This is a genomic window from Streptomyces pactum (assembly GCF_002005225.1).
GTDB lineage: Bacteria > Actinomycetota > Actinomycetes > Streptomycetales > Streptomycetaceae > Streptomyces > Streptomyces pactum_A.
This window is the reverse complement of sequence record NZ_CP019724.1, coordinates 7,063,558-7,078,861: the sequence shown is the minus strand read 5'-3', so window position 1 is coordinate 7,078,861 and position 15,304 is coordinate 7,063,558. Positions and strand designations below refer to the sequence as shown.

Genomic DNA, 15,304 nt, shown 5'->3' with positions numbered 1-15,304 from the left:
CGATGTCCCCCACCTACGACGTGATCGTCATCGGGCTCGGCGGCATGGGCAGCGCCGCCGTCCACCATCTGTCCGCGCGGGGCGCCCGCGTACTTGGTCTGGAGAAGTTCGGCCCGGTGCACAACCGGGGCTCCAGCCACGGCGGCTCCCGGGTCACCCGGCAGTCGTACTTCGAGGACCCGGCGTACGTACCTCTCCTCCTGCGGGCCTACGAGCTGTACGAGGACCTGGAGCGGGCCACCGGCCGGGACATCGCCCTGCTCTGCGGCGGGGTGATGGTCGGCCGGCCCGACTCGTGGACCGTCTCCGGCTCGCTGCGCTCGGCACGCGAGTGGGACCTGCCGCACGAGATCCTGGACGCCAGGGAGATCCGCCGCCGTTTCCCGACGCTCACGCCGGCGGACGACGAGGTCGCGCTCCACGAGGCCAAGGCCGGTCTCCTGCGCCCCGAGAACACGGTCGCGGCCCACCTCCAGCTCGCCACCCGGCAGGACGCCGACCTGCACTTCGACGAGCCGATGACACGGTGGGAGCCGTACCGGGACGGCGTGCGGGTGCACACCGCCGAGAACACCTACACCGCCTCCCAACTGGTCGTCTGCCCGGGCGCCTGGGCACCGCGGCTGCTGACGGACCTGGGGGTGCCCTTCACGGTCGAGCGGCAGGTCATGTACTGGTTCCAGCCGAGGAACGGCACCCGGCCCTTCCTCCCCGCCAACCAGCCGATCTACGTCTGGGAGGACGCGGCCGGCGTCCAGGTCTACGGCTTCCCGGCCATCGACGGTCCCGATCACGGTGCCAAGGTCGCCTTCTTCCGCAAGGGGCGGGCCACCACCCCGGAGACCATCGACCGGACCGTGCACGACCACGAGGTGGAGGCGATGGCCGCGCACATGTCCGGCCGTGTCCCGGACCTGCCCGGGACCTTCCTCAAGGCCGCGACCTGTATGTACACCACCACGCCGGACGAGCACTTCGTCATCGCGCGGCACCCCGCGCACCCCGGCTCGGTGACCGTGGCCTGCGGCTTCTCCGGGCACGGCTTCAAGTTCACGCCCGTCGTGGGCGAGATCCTCGCCGACCTGGCCCTGACCGGCGCCACCGCCCACCCCATCGGTCTGTTCGACCCTGCCCGCCCCCACCCTCGGCTCCGCCCGAGCGGGGGGACCCCCACCGCCGCCGCGCCCGCCCGAGGAGCACGCACGTGACGACGACTCCCCTGTCCCCCAGCCTCATCGCGACCCTGCCGGGCCATTACTACACCGACCCGGAGGTCTTCCGTCAGGAACAGCGGCACGTCTTCGAGTCGATGTGGTTCTGTGCCGTCCGCGGCGCCGACCTGGACCGGCCCGGCGCCTTCCGCACCGTGCAGGTCGGGAGCGAGAGCGTCGTCATCACGCGTAACCGCGCGGGTGAGCTGCGCGCCTTCCTCAACATCTGCCGGCACCGCGGAGCCCGGCTCTGTGTGGCGGACTCCGGCGAGGTGCGCCGCAGCCTCCAGTGTCCGTACCACGCGTGGACGTACGACCTCGACGGCAGGCTGGTCGCCGCGCCCGGCCTGACGCGGATGCCGGACGTCGACCGTTCGGCGTACGGCCTGGTCGGGGTGGCCCTGCGCGAGTGGCTCGGCTACGCCTGGGTGTGCCTGGCCGAGGCGCCGCCCTCCTTCGAGGAGACGGTGCGGGGCGCGGTCGTCGAACGGCTCGGAGACCCGGCCGCGATCGAGCGGTACGGGACGGAGAACCTGGCGCTCGGGCGGCGCGTCAGGTACGACGTGCGGGCGAACTGGAAGCTGATCGTCGAAAACTTCATGGAGTGCTACCACTGCGCCACCATCCACCCCGAACTCACCGACGTGCTGCCGGAGTTCGCCGACGGCTACGCGGCCCAGTACTACGTGGGCCACGGCGCCGAGTTCGGCGAGGAGGTGCGGGGCTTCACGGTCGACGGCAGCGAGGGCCTCGGCAGGCTGCCCGAGGTGTCTCAGGACCAGGACCGCCGCTACTACGCCGTCACCGTCAAGCCGACGGTCTTCGTCAACCTCGTGCCCGACCACGTGATCCTGCACCGCATGTTCCCGCTCGCCGAGGACCGCACGGTCGTCGAGTGCGACTGGCTGTACGCACCCGAGGTCGTGGCGTCCGGGGCCGACCTGTCGAAGTCGGTCGAGCTGTTCCACCGGGTCAACACGCAGGACTTCGAGGCGTGCGAGCGGACCCAGCCCGCCATGGCGTCGCGGGCCTACCGTGCGGGCGGGGTCCTCGTGCCGACCGAGCACCACATCGGGATCTTCCACGAGTGGCTGCTGGAACGGCTCGCCGGCCCCGGCGGCGGGGCCGGGCTAGGCGGGTGACTGGGTGGGCCGTCTGAACATCCGGGTCGCCGTGATCTCGCTGTGCACCGTCTCGCCTGCGCCGTCACCGGCCGGGGCCGGCTGGGGCAGTCCCGGCCTCAGGTGCTCCTCCACGCTGATGTACTTGAGACCGGCCCTGAGGTCGGCGTCGTTGCGCAGCCGGATCACCAGCGGGAACTCGGCCAGCGCCGTCGTGTCGAACAGGCCGGTGGTGTAGAGGAGCTGGACGCCGAGCGCGTCGGACACCGCGCGCTGGAGCTCCAGCAGGTAGGTGGCGTTGGCACGGCCGATGGGGTTGTCGAGGAACAGGGTGCCTGCGTGCCGGTGCCGGTCGCGGCCCCGGTCGTTGCTTCGGAGCGCGGCCATCGTGCAGTACAGGGCGATGGCCGCGGTGAGGAGCTGGCCACCGGAGAAGACGTCACCCATCTGGCCGACGGGGACGCGCTCGGCGCGCAGTACGGCGTCGGGCTTGAGGATCTCGACGGCGACGCCCTTGGGCTGAAGGGCGGCGGCGACGCCGCGCAGCAGCAGGGACATGCCGTCGCGGCGCAGGTCGGAGTTCTTCTTCACGGCGGCCCGGGTGGCCTCGTCGACGACCTCGCCGAGCCGCTCGGTGAGTGTTGCCTGGTCGGGTTCCTCGAAGCGGATGCGCAGGAACTCCTGCCCCGACCACTCACCGAGGCCCTCCGGCAGCCGGGAGAGGCGCTGGGCGGAGCGGAGCGTGGCGAGGGCCGACTCGACCAGGCCGCGCAGCCGGTCCACGATCGAGTCGCGGTTGCGTTCCAACTGGGCCAGTTCGTCGGTCAGGACACGGAGGCGGGGCGCGAAGGCGTCCGCCCACTTGCCCGCGTGCTCGGGCAGCGCGGAGGCTGGCAGCTCGCGGATCTGCTGGCGGGCCGGGGTGCGCACCTGCTCGTAGCGGGTGGAGTTGGCGTGCCGGACGAGGACGTCGCTCGCCTCGCGCACGGCGGCCTCGGCGGAGGACAGGTCGGCGGCGCAGCCGCGCAGCGAGCGGCGGGCCTCGGCGGCGGACTGCCGGGCCTCCTCCAGACCGCCCGGATAGGGCTCGGACTCCTCCCGCTCCTCGTCGGGCGCTTGCTCGCGCAGCAGGTCGCGGAGCATGGCGGCGACCTCGTCGAACCCGCCGGCCGCGTCCTCGGCGGCCCGGTGCGCGTCGAGCAGTTCGGCGTGGGCCTCGCGGGCCTGCCTCAGTGCCTCGTTGCGGGCGGCGAGTTCGGCGGTCGCCGTGCGCAGCAGGGTCTGGGCGTGTTCGGCGTCGCGCGGGAGGAGCTCCTCGGGGAGTTCGGTGTGGGCGTCGCCGTCCTCGGGCGCGAGCCGTTCGGCCTCGCCGCGCAGCCGGCCGAGCTGTTCGCTCGCGCTCGACATGCGGGTCTCCAGGAGCTGCACCAGTTCCTCGGCGCGGGCGGCGGCGGCCTGCCGGGACGGTCCGTCGGAGCCGTCGGGCGACTCCAGCAGTTGCCCGGCCCTGGTGCGCACCTTGTTGCTGAGCCGGTCCAGTTCGGCGCGGGCCGCGCTCTCGTCGCTCTCCGCGCGGGCCTGTTCGGCCCGCAGGTCGGCGCCGACGCCGACCTTCTCGTAGAGCTGGGAGGCCGCACGGTAGGCCTCGCGGAGGGCGGGCAGGGACGTCTTCGGCGCGCTCGTGCCGTCGTCCGGCGCGTCCTGCGGTACGTCGTCGGGGGCGCCGGCGATCTCGGAGCGCTCGGCGCGCAGTGTGCGGGCGGTGCGTCGGGCGTCGTCGGCGGCCCGCTGGGCGGCGCGGCGGTCCTCGTCGGCGGCGCGGGCCCGCTCCAGGCAAGCCTGGGCGCGGGCCTCGGCCTCGGCGCCCTCGTCGGCCAGTTCGCGGAGCCTGACCTGCCAGCCGGCGCGCTCGCGCAGCCGGAAGGCGAGTCCGGCGAGGGCGTCGGCGGCGCGGCGGGCCTTCTGCGCGGCCTCCTGCCGCTCGTCCCGCATCCGTACGGCCTCGGCGGCACTCTCGTCGGCCTCGGCCCGCACGGTGCGCGCCTCGGTCAGCTCGGCCTCGGTCTCCTCGGCGAAGGAGCGCACCTCCTCGGCGGTCCGCGCCAGTTCGGCGAGGCGTCCGGCGGGGCAGCCGGCGCGCCAGGAGGAGAGCCGGGCCGCCAGCTCCCGGTCCTTGCCGAGCCGGGCGGCGAGGGCGCGGATCTCCTCGTCCCGCTCCGTCGCCCGCGCGCGCAGCGCGTGCCGCTCCTCGTCGGCGGCGTGCTCGTCGTGCATGGCGGGGTTCGGCGGTACGAGGAAGACGTCCCCGGTGTCGGAGTCCGGCGCCGGGGTCGGCGCGAGCAGGGCGGCGGCCGTGCCGACGGCGACGGCGGAGCGCGGCAGCAGGGCCGCGTCGCCGAGGACGTCGCGGGCGCGGGTGTGCGAGTCGGGGTCGGTGATGATCACGCCGTCGACCAGCTCGGGCCGCGCGGCCAGCACGCGCGCGTGGTCGGCGGGGTCGACGGCCTGCGCGAGGTAGCGCCAGCCGGGCAGGGCGGGGATGCCGTGCTCGCCGAGGAACTCCACGGTGGCCAGCACGTCCGGGCCGGGCGGCAGCAGTCCGCCGTCGCCGAGCGCGCCGAGGATGCGGGAGTCGTCGGCGGCGGCGGTGCGCAGCTCGAAGAGCTGGCGTTCGGCTGAGGAGACGGTGTCCTCGAGCAGCCCGCCCAGCTCGTCGGCGAAGCGGTCGAGCTCCTCGGGGGTCAGCGCGCCCTCCGGTGCGCTGGGCGGCGCGGATGCCCGGTCGCCACGGTCCGCGTCCCGGCGGGGCTGGGGGATGCCCGGGCGGGTCCCGGCGTCCAGGCCGAGCAGTTCGGCGAGCCGTTCCTCGGCCGTCAGGGCCCGGGCCGTGCGGTGCTCGGCCTCGTGGGCGCGCTCGGCCGCGGTGGCGGCGTCCGCCGCGCGGGCCGCCGTCAGTTCTGCGCGGCTCTCCGCGGCGGCGGCCTCACGCGCGTGCTCCGTGGCCCGGCGTGCCGCCTCTCGGGCGGTGTCCCAGGCCGCCACGGTCGTCTTCTCGGCGTCGCTGGCCGCGAGGGCGGCACGGGCGGGGTCGGCGTCGGGCGCGCTGTCGTCGAGCCAGCCGGCGCGGACCGCCTCGGCGGTCTCCTGTTCGACCTCGGTGAGGCGCTGGCGCAGATGCCCGGCCTCGCTGCGGGCGCGCTGCGCCTCGGTGGCCGCGGTGGTGGAGTCCCGGTGGGCGGCGTCGCTGACCTCTTGGAGGGCGGCGGACCGCTCCTCCTCCTCGTTGGCGTGGTGTTCGGCCTTCCCGGCCGCCGCGTGCAGGGCGCGGACGAGGTCGACGGCGGCCTTGGCGCGGGCGGCGAGTGCGGGGGCGGCGTCCCGTTCGGCCTCCTGGATGGCGGCGGACACGCGGGCGACGCGGTCGGCGGCGGCGCGGTGCCGCAGGACCGCCTCGGCGGCCTGCCAGGCGGAGTGCAGGGTGCGCGCGTCGGCGAGTTCGCGCTTCTGCGCGGCGGCGGCCTTCTCGGCCCCGGTCAGGGCCAGCGAGGCGTGCCGGTAGGCGAGTTCGGCGGCGATGAGGGAGCTGCGGTCCCGCGCGGACTCGGCGTGCGTGACGGCGTAGGCGGCGGCGGTGACCCGCTGGGCGAGGTCGCCGGCCCGGCCCCGTTCCTGGGTTCCGCGCGAGGAGAGCCGGCGCGCCAGGCTCCTGGTCCGGCGCTCGGCGGCGGTGTGGATGTCGCGGGCGCGCGTGCGGGCGTCGGTGGCCTCGACGATCCGGCCGAGAAGGTCCACGGACCCGGCGGTGAAGTCGCGTTCGGCGATCAGCTCGGCGCGCCGGCCCAGCTTGTTGCCGAAGCCGCCGACCAGGTCGGCGAGTCCGTCGGTGTCGCGGGTGTCGGTGACGGCGCGCAGCAGCAGGTCGGTGAAGTCGGAGTCCTTCTTGACCGCGAAGAGGCCGGCGGCCTCGCCCTCGTCGGCGTTCATCTCGCGCTGGTAGCGGAAGAGTTCCGGGTCGAGGCCGAGGTCGCCGAGGTGCTCGATCCAGCGGTCGTGGATCTCCTCCCAGTGCACCTCGAGGTGCGGGTAGGCCTTCCCGGCCTCGGTGATGGCGTCCCGGAAGCCCTTCATGGTGCGCCGCCGTCCCTGGGCGCCGGAGACGCCCTCGACGGGCGGGCGTACGGCGGTGGCCTCGGCGACGGGCAGGTTGTCCAGCGTCAGTCCGGGACCGGGCCGGAACGAGTACCAGGCCTCGGCGAACTTCCGCGGGTCGCCCGAGACCTGGCGCCCGCGCCACTCGCTGGCCTTGCCGACGACGACGCACTCTCCGGTCTGGACGTGCTGCCACTCCAGCGCCACGTGTCCGCAGTCGTCGGCGAGCAGGAACTTGCGCAGCACGCCGGAACTGGCGCCACCCAGGGTGTTGCGGTGACCCGGCAGCATCACCGAGAAGATCAGCTTGAGCAGCACGGACTTGCCACCGCCGTTCTCCAGGAAGAGCACGCCGGCGGGTGCGGGCCGGCGCGGCGGGCCGACGGGCTCCTCCTCGAAGAACTCCGCCTGCGTGGGCGCGGGGTCGGGCACGGGCTCGCCCACACCGCGCAGGTCAAGCACGGTGTCGGCGTATCGCGCACCGGCGGGTCCGATGGAGTAGAGGCGGACCCGGGACAGCTCGTACATGGCGGACTCTCGTAAGTCTTCGTGAAGCGGGGGTGCGGGGGGGGCGATGTCAGGAGGCGTGGAACGGCAGTCCGGCGTCGGCCACCAGATCCAGGTCCTCCGTGTCCTCGGCGGGCAGCAGCGTCGCCGTGCCGTCGGTCACCGGGACGACACCCAGGTCCAGCAGCTCGGCCATGGCGGCGCTGCCCGCCATGTCGCGCACCTGGAGCTGGTAGCGGGCCGTGGTGCGGTACGTACCGCCGTTGTCGTCGCCGGTGCGCTGGAGGAAGCCGGACTCGGTGAGGAAGGCGGCGGCCTTGCCGACGATGCCGGTGGTGGAGCCGGGGAGTCTACGCGCGTCCTTGGTGGCGCCGGTCGAGCTGCGCCGGGCCCAGATCCGCCAGGCGGCCTCCAGGCCCGGGGCGTCGGTGGCCGGGTCCGTGTTCTCCCCCTGCCGCTCCGCCCGCTCCTCGAGTTTCCGGCAGGCCTGGCGGACGAAGGCGTCCACGCCGTTGACCGTGACGCGGCCGATGTAGCCGTCGTCGGCGAGGTCCTCGGGGCGCGGGTAGGCCATGGCGGCGACGGCGAGGTGCGCGAGGCCGTGCAGGAAGCGGTCGCCGGAGTCGGTGGCGGCACGCCGCGCGTAGTCGCCCATGCGGACGGCGAACACCGAGTCCTCGGCGGCGGTCACGGCCATCCCCGCGCGCGGGGACACCTCGAGGACGACCAGCCCGAGGCCGGCCGCCACGGCGTCGGCGAGCCGGGCGAAGGGCGGGTCCTCGCGGTAGCGGCGCAGCAGGTCGGCGTACTCCTGGTCACGCGCGGGCAGCAGTTTGGGCTGGAGGCCGAAGGCGACGAGCCGCGCCGCGTCGGCGGCGTCGGCGGGCGTGACGGCCGCGGTGGCCGGCACGGCACCCGCCTCCGGTTCGCTCCGGTCGACGTGCTCGGTCACGGTCGGTACTCCTCGCTGTGCTGGCGCTGTTGCTGCTGCTGTTGCGGCTGTCGTTGGGGGTGCTCGCGCTGCTGGTGCTCGTGCTCGCCGTGCCGGTCCCGACGCCGGTGCGTGGGGTGGTCGCTCATGCCGCCTCCGTGCGGTCCGCGGCCATCCCGGCCGCGTCCAGCAGTGCCGTGCCGACGATGAGGTCGGCGCCGCCGAACTCGGGGTCGTCCAGCTCGGTGCCGTCGTCCACGGCGAACAGCAGCTTCGGCTCGCCCTGCCGGTAGGCGGTGCCGACCGGCGGGCTGGCCGCGTGGACGGCCAGCAGGGCCACGAGGTACGGGAGCTCAGCGTCCCTGGCACGGGCGTCGGCCAGCAGCCCGGAAAGCCGGCGCGGGGCGTCGTGCGGCAGGTCGAGCAGCTCCATGGCCGCCGCGAGCTGCTCCTCGCTGAAGCGGCTGTCGTCCGGGGTGGCGATCAGGTCGGGCTCCGGCATCTCGGCGCCCAGGTGCTCCCGCTCCACCGGCGGGGTCAGCAGTATGTCGACGAGGTCGCCGACCCGGACGGAGACGGGCGTACGCAGACCGGTGCCCCGCGCGAAGAAGGCGTCGGTGACACGCAGCGCCCGCTCCAGGGGCAACGGCAGGACGGGGGCGACGAGGTGGCCGTACAGGTCCAGGCCCGAGGTCGTCAGGGGGGTGGCGAAGGCCTGCCGGTCCTGTTCGGCGCGGAAGAGCGGGCCCGCCTCCAGGAGCCGGGACTGGAGCTGGGTGTGGCGGCGGATGCAGTCCTTGACGATGTCGACCAGCTCGGCCGCGCGGCGCTTGTGCTCGAGGTCCTCGGACTCGTCGCGCGCCTTGCGGATGTTGGTGAGGATGGCGTTCTCGTGGCGGTACCGGTCGGCGACGTGGTCCAGCGCCTCGGCGATCATGTCGGGCACGGCGCTGAGCCAGTCCACCGCGCGGACGTTGCGCCGGGTGGCGTCGAGGGCCCTGCGCAGGGTCTCCGAGTACTGCACGGTCCGGTACCGAGCCTGTTCGGCGGCGAGCTGGGCGTCGGCGAGGCGGCCGCGGCTGATCAGCACCTCCAGCTTGACCTCGGCGGCGATCTGGGCGCTGGTGACGTCGGTGTCCAGGGCGCCGACGAGGACGTTGACCGCCTCGTCCGTGGTGCGCAGGTAGACGGTGCCGCCGGGGCCGGGCACCTCTTCGAGGAGCTTGAAGTCGTAGTCGCGGCGCACGTAGGTGCCGTCCGGCCCGAAGGTGCCGTACACCGCGCGGAAGCCGCGGTCGACGCTGCCGACGTTGATCAGGTTCTCCAGGACCCAGCGGGCCACCCGCTCGTGCTCGGCGGCGGGCCGCGCCGGGGCCTGGGCGGCGACGCGCGGGACCAGCCGGGCCACTATCTGGTCGTGGTCGGCGCCCGTGTCGAAGTCCATGTTCAGCGTGACGAGGTCGATGGCGGCGAGGGCGACCTCCGCCATGCCGTAGACCGAGTACTCACCCGCGAGGTTGGCCTTGCGCGCGTCGAGGTCGTGCAGCGGCGCCGTGCAGGCGAGCGCGCGCAGCCGCCGCGCCAGTCCCTCGTCGGCGGCCGGGCCCGGGGCAGGGCGCGGCCCCGCGCTGAGCTGGGGCGGAACGCTGTCCGTCGATGCAGGCGAAGTCACGGTGCACAGACTAGGTCCTCGGTCTGACAACGGCCCAAACGACGCAGACGCACCCCGACGCGACAGGCTCCGCCGGTGCCGCGCGCCGGTTCGCGGTCCGGCCCGCGGCGGGACCTGCCGGGCCTATCCCTCGTCCCCGACCCGCCGCAGGTAGACCTCCACGATCCGCTTCAGCGAGTTCTCGAGGTAGACCGCGAGCAGCCGCTCCGCCGCCTTCCGCTCGCCGGTCTCCAGGGCGGCGAGGATGTCGGCGTTCCGCGCGATGTACGGCTCGTGCAGACACCTCGGGTCGTCCACGACGTGGAAGGCGAGGCGCAGTTCGGCGAAGACGCTGCGCATCAGCTCGTCGGTGCGTTCGCTGCCGGCGAGGGCGACCAGTTCCCGGTGGAAGTGGATGTTGGCGGTACCCACACCTTTCCAGTCACCTTCGCGGGCCGCCCGCCGCCCGTCCTCCACGGCCCCGGCGAGTCCTTCCAGGTCGTACGGCGGCTCTCCGAGGCCCCGGACGACGGCGCATTCGACGAGGGCGCGGGTGCGGTAGATGTCCTCGACGTCCTCGACGGTCAGGACGCGGACGAAGACGCCCCGGTTCAGTTCGTGGACGAGCAGGCGTTCGTGGGTGAGCAGCCGGAACGACTCGCGCAGCGTGTTGCGGGAGACGCCGAGCGCACCGCCGATGCTGTCCTCCGACAGGCGGGTCCCGGGTGGGAAGTAGCCCTCGGCGATCCGGCTCCTGAGGATGTCCGAGACCCGCTCGGCGGTGCTGGTGCGCCCGAGGAGGGCACGGTCGTCGGCCAGTCCCGTCAACTGCTCTGCCATGCCCGGAATTCAACCGCATATATCAGAACGAAACAACAGGGGTATTGAGGGATCGTTGAACGATCCCCTACGGTGCCCACAGGTGACGACGCAACGGCCGCTCCGCTCACCGCGCCGCCACACCGCACCGCACGGCTCAGTCGACAAGCACCCTCCGTCCTCCCACTGCGAGGTGCACCATGAGCACAACCCCTCCGCCGCAGGCCCCGCCCACGCGAACCCGTCCTCCCCACGCGGGTGAACACCCCTCGGACGACGGCCCGTTCGGCTGGCTGCGCGCCCTCGGCCCGCGCGGGCGCCGCGCCTTCGGCGGCGCGTTCGGCGGCTACGCGCTCGACTCGTACGACTACTTCACACTCCCGCTGACGATGGTCGCGCTGGCCGCGTACTTCGGCCTGGACAGCGGCCAGACGGGCCTGCTCACCACGGTCACTCTGGTGGTCTCGGCGGTCGGTGGCGCGCTCGCGGGCGTTCTGGCGGACCGCGTCGGCCGGGTCAAGGCGCTGCTGCTCACCGTGATCACCTACGCCGTGTTCACGGTGGCCTGCGGTTTCGCACCCAACTACGAGACGCTGCTGGTCTTCCGTGCCCTGCAGGGCCTCGGCTTCGGCGGCGAGTGGGCGGTCGGCGCGATCCTGGTCGCCGAGTACGCGAGCGCCAAGAACCGCGGTCGCACGCTCGGTGCGGTCCAGAGCTCCTGGGCCGTGGGCTGGGCCCTCGCCGTGGTCGTGTACACGCTGGTGTTCTCGCTCGTCGGAGACGATCTGGCCTGGCGCGTCATGTTCTGGACCGGCGCGCTGCCCGCGCTGCTCGTCGTCTGGGTGCGGCGCAGCGTCCACGACGCGCCCAAAGCCGCCGAGGCCCGCGAGAAGGGCGCCGGGAAGGGCTCGTTCGCGGCGATCTTCAAGCCGGGCACCGCGGGCACCCCGGGCCTGCTGCGCGTCACGCTCTTCGCGAGCCTGCTCTCCACCGGCGTCCAGGGCGGCTACTACACCCTCGCCACCTGGGTGCCGACCTATCTGAAGGACGAACGCGACCTGTCGGTCGTCGGCACCGGCGGCTATCTGACCTTCCTGATCTCGGGCGCCTTCATCGGCTACCTCACCGGCGGCCACCTCACCGACCGGCTCGGCCGCAAGCGCAACATCTGGCTCTTCGCGCTGCTGTCGGCGCTCTGCATCCTGGCGTACGCGAACATCCCGAGCGGCGCCAACACCCTGCTCCTGGTGCTCGGTTTCCCGCTCGGCTTCTGCATGTCGGCGATCTTCAGCGGCTTCGGTTCGTACCTGAGCGAGCTGTACCCCACGGCCGTGCGCGGTGCCGGCCAGGGCTTCACGTACAACACCGGACGCGCCGTGGGCGCCGTCTTCCCCACCACGGTCGGCTTCCTGACCGATAGCTGGGGTGTGGGCGGCGCGCTGGTCTTCGGCGCCATCGGTTACGGCATCGCGGCGCTGGCGCTGCTGGGGCTGCCGGAGACACGCGGAAGGGAACTGGCGTGAAGCACTCGCATCCCGTGCCCGAGGACCGTCCCATCGCTCTCGCCGACGAGCACGCGCGCGCGTGGAGCCCGAAAACGGCCCGCTCCCGCTTCCGGGAGGGGTTGTCCGGCCCCACGGCCGGGATCGCGGCCGGCCACACCCAGGCCAACCTGATCTCGGTGCCCGCCGACTGGGCCTACGACATGCTGTTGTTCTGCGCCCGCAACCCGAAGCCCTGCCCGGTCCTCGACGTCACGGACGCCGGGTCCTGGACCACCGCGCTCGCCGACGGCGCCGACCTGCGCACCGATCTGCCGCGCTACCGGGTGTGGCGGGACGGCGAGCTGGTGGACGAGCCGACGGACGTACGCGCGCACTGGCGGGACGACCTGGTGTCGTTCCTGATCGGCTGCAGCTTCACCTTCGAGTGGGCGCTGACCGCGGCGGGCGTCCCGATCCGCCACGTCGAGCAGGGGCGCAACGTCCCGATGTACGTCACCACGCGGCAGTGCCGTCCGGCCGGACGGCTGCACGGGCCGATGGTGGTGTCCATGCGCCCGGTGCCGCCCGCTCACCTGTCGGCGGCGATCCGCGAGACCAGCCTGCTCCCGGCGGTGCACGGGAGCCCGGTGCACTGCGGCGATCCGTCGGCGCTCGGCATCGACGACCCCGGCCGCCCGGACTTCGGCGACCCGGTGGACGGCGAGCCGGACGACATCCCGGTGTTCTGGGCCTGCGGCGTGACCCCGCAGGCAGCGGTCATGACCTCGCGCCCGCCCTTCGCCCTCACCCACGCGCCGGGGCAGATGTTCGTCACCGACGCACGGGACGAGCAGTACCGCGTCCTCTGACCCGGGACGCCCCGACACACACCGGAGACCGGAGACACTGGAGACATGACCTCGATCGACCTCAACGCCGACCTCGGCGAGGGTTTCGGCCGCTGGCGCCTCACCGACGACGAGGGCCTGCTCACGGTCGTCACCAGCGCCAACGTGGCGTGCGGGTTCCATGCCGGGGACCCGGCCACCATGCGACGGGTGTGCGAGCTGGCGGCCCAGCGGGGTGTGACGGTCGGCGCCCAGGTCTCCTACCGGGACCTGGCCGGTTTCGGGCGGCGCGCGATGGACGTGCCGCCCGCCGAGCTGGCGGCCGAGGTGGCCTACCAGATCGGCGCCCTGGAGGTGTTCGCGCGCGCGGCCGGCACACGCGTGGCGTACGTCAAACCGCACGGTGCCCTGTACAACCGGGTGGTGCGGGACGAGGAGCAGGCCGCGGCGGTCGTCGACGGTGTGCTCCTCGCGGGCGGTGCGCTGCCCGTGCTCGGGCTGCCCGGCTCACGCGTGCTGGAACTGGCCGGCCGGGCCGGGCTGCCGGTCGTCACCGAGGCGTTCGCCGACCGCGCCTACACCGACGAGGGCACACTGGTGCCGCGCGGCCGGGAGGGCTCCGTGGTCGCCGACCCGGACGCCGTCGTGGAGCGCTCGGTTGGCCTGGCCGTCTCCGGCACGGTCACCGCGCTCTCCGGGGCGCGTGTCGAGGTCCGGGCCCGCTCCCTGTGCGTGCACGGCGACACGTCCGGCGCGGTGGAACTGGCCCGCCGGATCCACAAGCGGCTGGCGGCGTCGGGCGTCCGCGTGGAGGCCTTCGCATGAACGTCCTGCCGGTCGGTGACGACGCCCTGCTCGTCGAGGTCTCCTCGGGCGAGGAGGCCGAGGCACTGCACGCGGATCTGCTGCGGCGCCGCGCGGAGGGCACGCTCGTGGCCCGGGAGATCGTCCCGGCGGCCCGCACCGTCCTCCTCGACGGCCTCGCCGACCCGGCCCGGCCGGCCTCGGAACTGGCCGCCGCCGACGTGCCGCCCGCTGCCCCGCGCGCGGGTCGCGTCGTCGAGATCCCGGTCCGCTACGACGGTCCGGACCTGGCTGATGTCGCCGCGCACTGGGGGGTGGCGGAGGACGAGGTGGGCCGCGTCCACGCGGGTACCGAGTTCCACGTCGCCTTCTGCGGGTTCGCGCCCGGATTCGGGTACCTCACCGGTCTGCCCGCGCGCTACGACGTCCCGCGCCGGGACACCCCGCGCACGGCGGTACCGGCCGGTTCGGTGGCACTGGCGGGTCCGTACACCGGCGTGTACCCGCGCTCGTCGCCGGGCGGCTGGCAGTTGATCGGCAGCACGGACGCCGTGCTGTGGGACCACACGCGCGTTCCCGCGGCGCTGCTGTCGCCCGGCACGCGCGTGCGGTTCGTCCCGCGCGGACCCCGGTGCGGGCATCAGGGGGGTCCATGACGGACCGTGCGCTCGCCGTCGTCCGGGCCGGGGCCCTGACCACCGTCCAGGACCGGGGCCGGCCCGGCCACGCGCACCTCGGCGTCCCCCGCTCCGGCGCGCTCGACGCGCCCGCGGCGGCGCTGGTCCTCCGGCTGGTCGGCTGCCCGCCCGACGCCGCGGTCCTGGAGACCACGCTCACCGGCTGCGCCCTGCGGCCGCGGTGCGCGGTGGCGGTGGCGGTCGGCGGCGCCCCCTGCCCGGTGACGGTGGACGGACGGCCGGTGCCCTGGGGGGCGCCGGTCGGTGTGCCGGCCGGCGCCCTGCTGAACGTCGGAGCGGCCGACTCCGGCGTCCGCAGCTATGTGGCCGTCTCCGGCGGCATCCTCGTCGAGCCGGTCCTCGGCAGCCGCTCCACCGACCTGCTGTCCGGCCTCGGCCCACCGCCCCTCGCCGACGGCGTGGTGCTGCCCCTGGGGCGACCGCGCGGGCGGCACGCGCGCGTGGACGTCGCCCCGCAGCCGGCGCCTCCGTCGGAGCTGGTCCTGCGGGTGACGCCGGGCCCGCGCGCCGACTGGTTCACGCCGGAGGCGGTACGGACGTTCACCTCGCGCGCGTACCGGGTGTCGTCCGCGAGCAACCGCATCGGACTGCGCGTGGACGGACCGGCACTGCAACGCGCCCGCTCCGGCGAACTCCCCAGTGAGGGGATGGTGCTGGGCGCGGTTCAGGTGCCGCCCGACGGCAGACCGGTCGTGTTCCTGGCCGACCATCCGACGACCGGCGGCTACCCGGTGATCGGTGTGGTCCGCACCGCCGACCTCCCGGCGGCGGCCCAGGCGGCACCCGGGACACCGGTGCGTTTCGTGGCCGTACGCAGGCGCTGACACCGCCGTACGGCCCATGCGAACACGGACGCCGCCGTGCCGCGTACGCCGGGTGCCCGACGCCGAGGTCGGCGGCCCGCATGCCGGCGTGCCGACGTGCCGACGTGCGCGAGCACCTACACCGTACGACCACGGGGAGGTGGCCACGTGGGTACTTGGGGGCCGCACTCCGCGGTCCGGGCTTTACCGTCCGTGCTCCACGGTCCGGGCTGCACCGTCCGTGCTCCGCAGTCCGTTCGGCCTGGGACACGCGGCCG

Annotated in this window: 12 protein-coding genes; 7 read left to right on the top strand and 5 right to left on the bottom strand. The window is 74.2% G+C overall.

The genetic code is table 11. The features are described from left to right. The first annotated feature begins 2 nt into the window (after positions 1 to 2). Positions 3 to 1,208 (top strand): N-methyl-L-tryptophan oxidase, encoded by a 1,206-nt coding sequence (gene solA, locus B1H29_RS30565; protein WP_055422359.1) that lies wholly within the window; start codon positions 3 to 5, stop codon positions 1,206 to 1,208. After that, the gene (locus tag B1H29_RS30560) at positions 1,205 to 2,353 is read left to right on the top strand and encodes an aromatic ring-hydroxylating oxygenase subunit alpha (RefSeq protein ID WP_055422358.1); all 1,149 of its coding nucleotides are present in this window, start codon (positions 1,205 to 1,207) and stop codon (positions 2,351 to 2,353) included. Before solA ends, B1H29_RS30560 begins: the two co-directional genes overlap by 4 nt. On the opposite strand, the gene B1H29_RS30555 is transcribed toward B1H29_RS30560, so the two are convergent. From B1H29_RS30555 to B1H29_RS30540, 5 genes are all read right to left on the bottom strand, one after another. Beyond that, on the bottom strand, positions 2,342 to 7,009 hold the full coding sequence (locus B1H29_RS30555) for a hypothetical protein (RefSeq protein ID WP_079160546.1): 4,668 nt from the start codon (positions 7,007 to 7,009) through the stop codon (positions 2,342 to 2,344). The two genes, B1H29_RS30560 and B1H29_RS30555, sit on opposite strands and share 12 nt — an antisense overlap. 49 nt (positions 7,010 to 7,058) lie before the next feature. Next, on the bottom strand, positions 7,059 to 7,940 hold the full coding sequence (locus tag B1H29_RS30550; protein WP_055415854.1) for a hypothetical protein: 882 nt from the start codon (positions 7,938 to 7,940) through the stop codon (positions 7,059 to 7,061). After that, entirely contained in the window at positions 7,937 to 8,068 is a 132-nt protein-coding gene (locus tag B1H29_RS39900) for a hypothetical protein (protein ID WP_267891918.1), read from the bottom strand. Before B1H29_RS39900 ends, B1H29_RS30550 begins: the two co-directional genes overlap by 4 nt. Further along, the gene (locus B1H29_RS30545; RefSeq protein ID WP_055415855.1) at positions 8,065 to 9,591 is read right to left on the bottom strand and encodes a hypothetical protein; all 1,527 of its coding nucleotides are present in this window, start codon (positions 9,589 to 9,591) and stop codon (positions 8,065 to 8,067) included. Before B1H29_RS30545 ends, B1H29_RS39900 begins: the two co-directional genes overlap by 4 nt. A 123-nt stretch (positions 9,592 to 9,714) precedes the next feature. Beyond that, on the bottom strand, positions 9,715 to 10,410 hold the full coding sequence (locus B1H29_RS30540; protein ID WP_055415856.1) for a GntR family transcriptional regulator: 696 nt from the start codon (positions 10,408 to 10,410) through the stop codon (positions 9,715 to 9,717). A 179-nt stretch (positions 10,411 to 10,589) separates the two neighbouring features. Here B1H29_RS30540 and B1H29_RS30535 point away from each other — a divergent pair, with 179 nt between their 5' ends. Genes B1H29_RS30535 through B1H29_RS30515 form a run of 5 tightly spaced genes read left to right on the top strand, consistent with a single transcriptional unit; the run spans position 10,590 to position 15,047 of the window. Then, a complete protein-coding gene (locus B1H29_RS30535) occupies positions 10,590 to 11,912 on the top strand; it encodes an MFS transporter (RefSeq protein ID WP_055415857.1) in 1,323 nt (440 codons plus the stop codon). Next, a complete protein-coding gene (locus B1H29_RS30530) occupies positions 11,909 to 12,742 on the top strand; it encodes a putative hydro-lyase (protein WP_079160545.1) in 834 nt (277 codons plus the stop codon). The genes B1H29_RS30535 and B1H29_RS30530 overlap by 4 nt, the downstream gene beginning before the upstream one ends. 45 nt (positions 12,743 to 12,787) lie before the next feature. Beyond that, complete coding sequence (locus B1H29_RS30525; RefSeq protein WP_055415858.1) at positions 12,788 to 13,546, top strand: LamB/YcsF family protein; 759 nt, start codon at positions 12,788 to 12,790, stop codon at positions 13,544 to 13,546. Beyond that, positions 13,543 to 14,181, top strand: coding sequence for a 5-oxoprolinase subunit B family protein (locus B1H29_RS30520; protein WP_055415859.1), 639 nt, complete (start codon positions 13,543 to 13,545; stop codon positions 14,179 to 14,181). The genes B1H29_RS30525 and B1H29_RS30520 overlap by 4 nt, the downstream gene beginning before the upstream one ends. Continuing rightward, positions 14,178 to 15,047 carry a biotin-dependent carboxyltransferase family protein gene (locus B1H29_RS30515; RefSeq protein WP_055415860.1) on the top strand — a complete coding sequence of 290 codons (870 nt, stop codon included), beginning with the start codon at positions 14,178 to 14,180 and terminating at the stop codon, positions 15,045 to 15,047. Before B1H29_RS30520 ends, B1H29_RS30515 begins: the two co-directional genes overlap by 4 nt. Positions 15,048 to 15,304: the final 257 nt, after the last annotated feature.

Coding starts and splice junctions, on each gene's coding strand:
- B1H29_RS30520 (WP_055415859.1), top strand. CDS start 13,543: ATGAACGTCCTGCCGGTCGGTGACGACGCCCTGCTCGTCGAGGTCTCC.
- B1H29_RS30535 (WP_055415857.1), top strand. CDS start 10,590: ATGAGCACAACCCCTCCGCCGCAGGCCCCGCCCACGCGAACCCGTCCT.
- B1H29_RS30555 (WP_079160546.1), bottom strand. CDS start 7,009: ATGTACGAGCTGTCCCGGGTCCGCCTCTACTCCATCGGACCCGCCGGT.
- B1H29_RS39900 (WP_267891918.1), bottom strand. CDS start 8,068: ATGAGCGACCACCCCACGCACCGGCGTCGGGACCGGCACGGCGAGCAC.
- B1H29_RS30525 (WP_055415858.1), top strand. CDS start 12,788: ATGACCTCGATCGACCTCAACGCCGACCTCGGCGAGGGTTTCGGCCGC.
- solA (WP_055422359.1), top strand. CDS start 3: ATGTCCCCCACCTACGACGTGATCGTCATCGGGCTCGGCGGCATGGGC.
- B1H29_RS30540 (WP_055415856.1), bottom strand. CDS start 10,410: ATGGCAGAGCAGTTGACGGGACTGGCCGACGACCGTGCCCTCCTCGGG.
- B1H29_RS30515 (WP_055415860.1), top strand. CDS start 14,178: ATGACGGACCGTGCGCTCGCCGTCGTCCGGGCCGGGGCCCTGACCACC.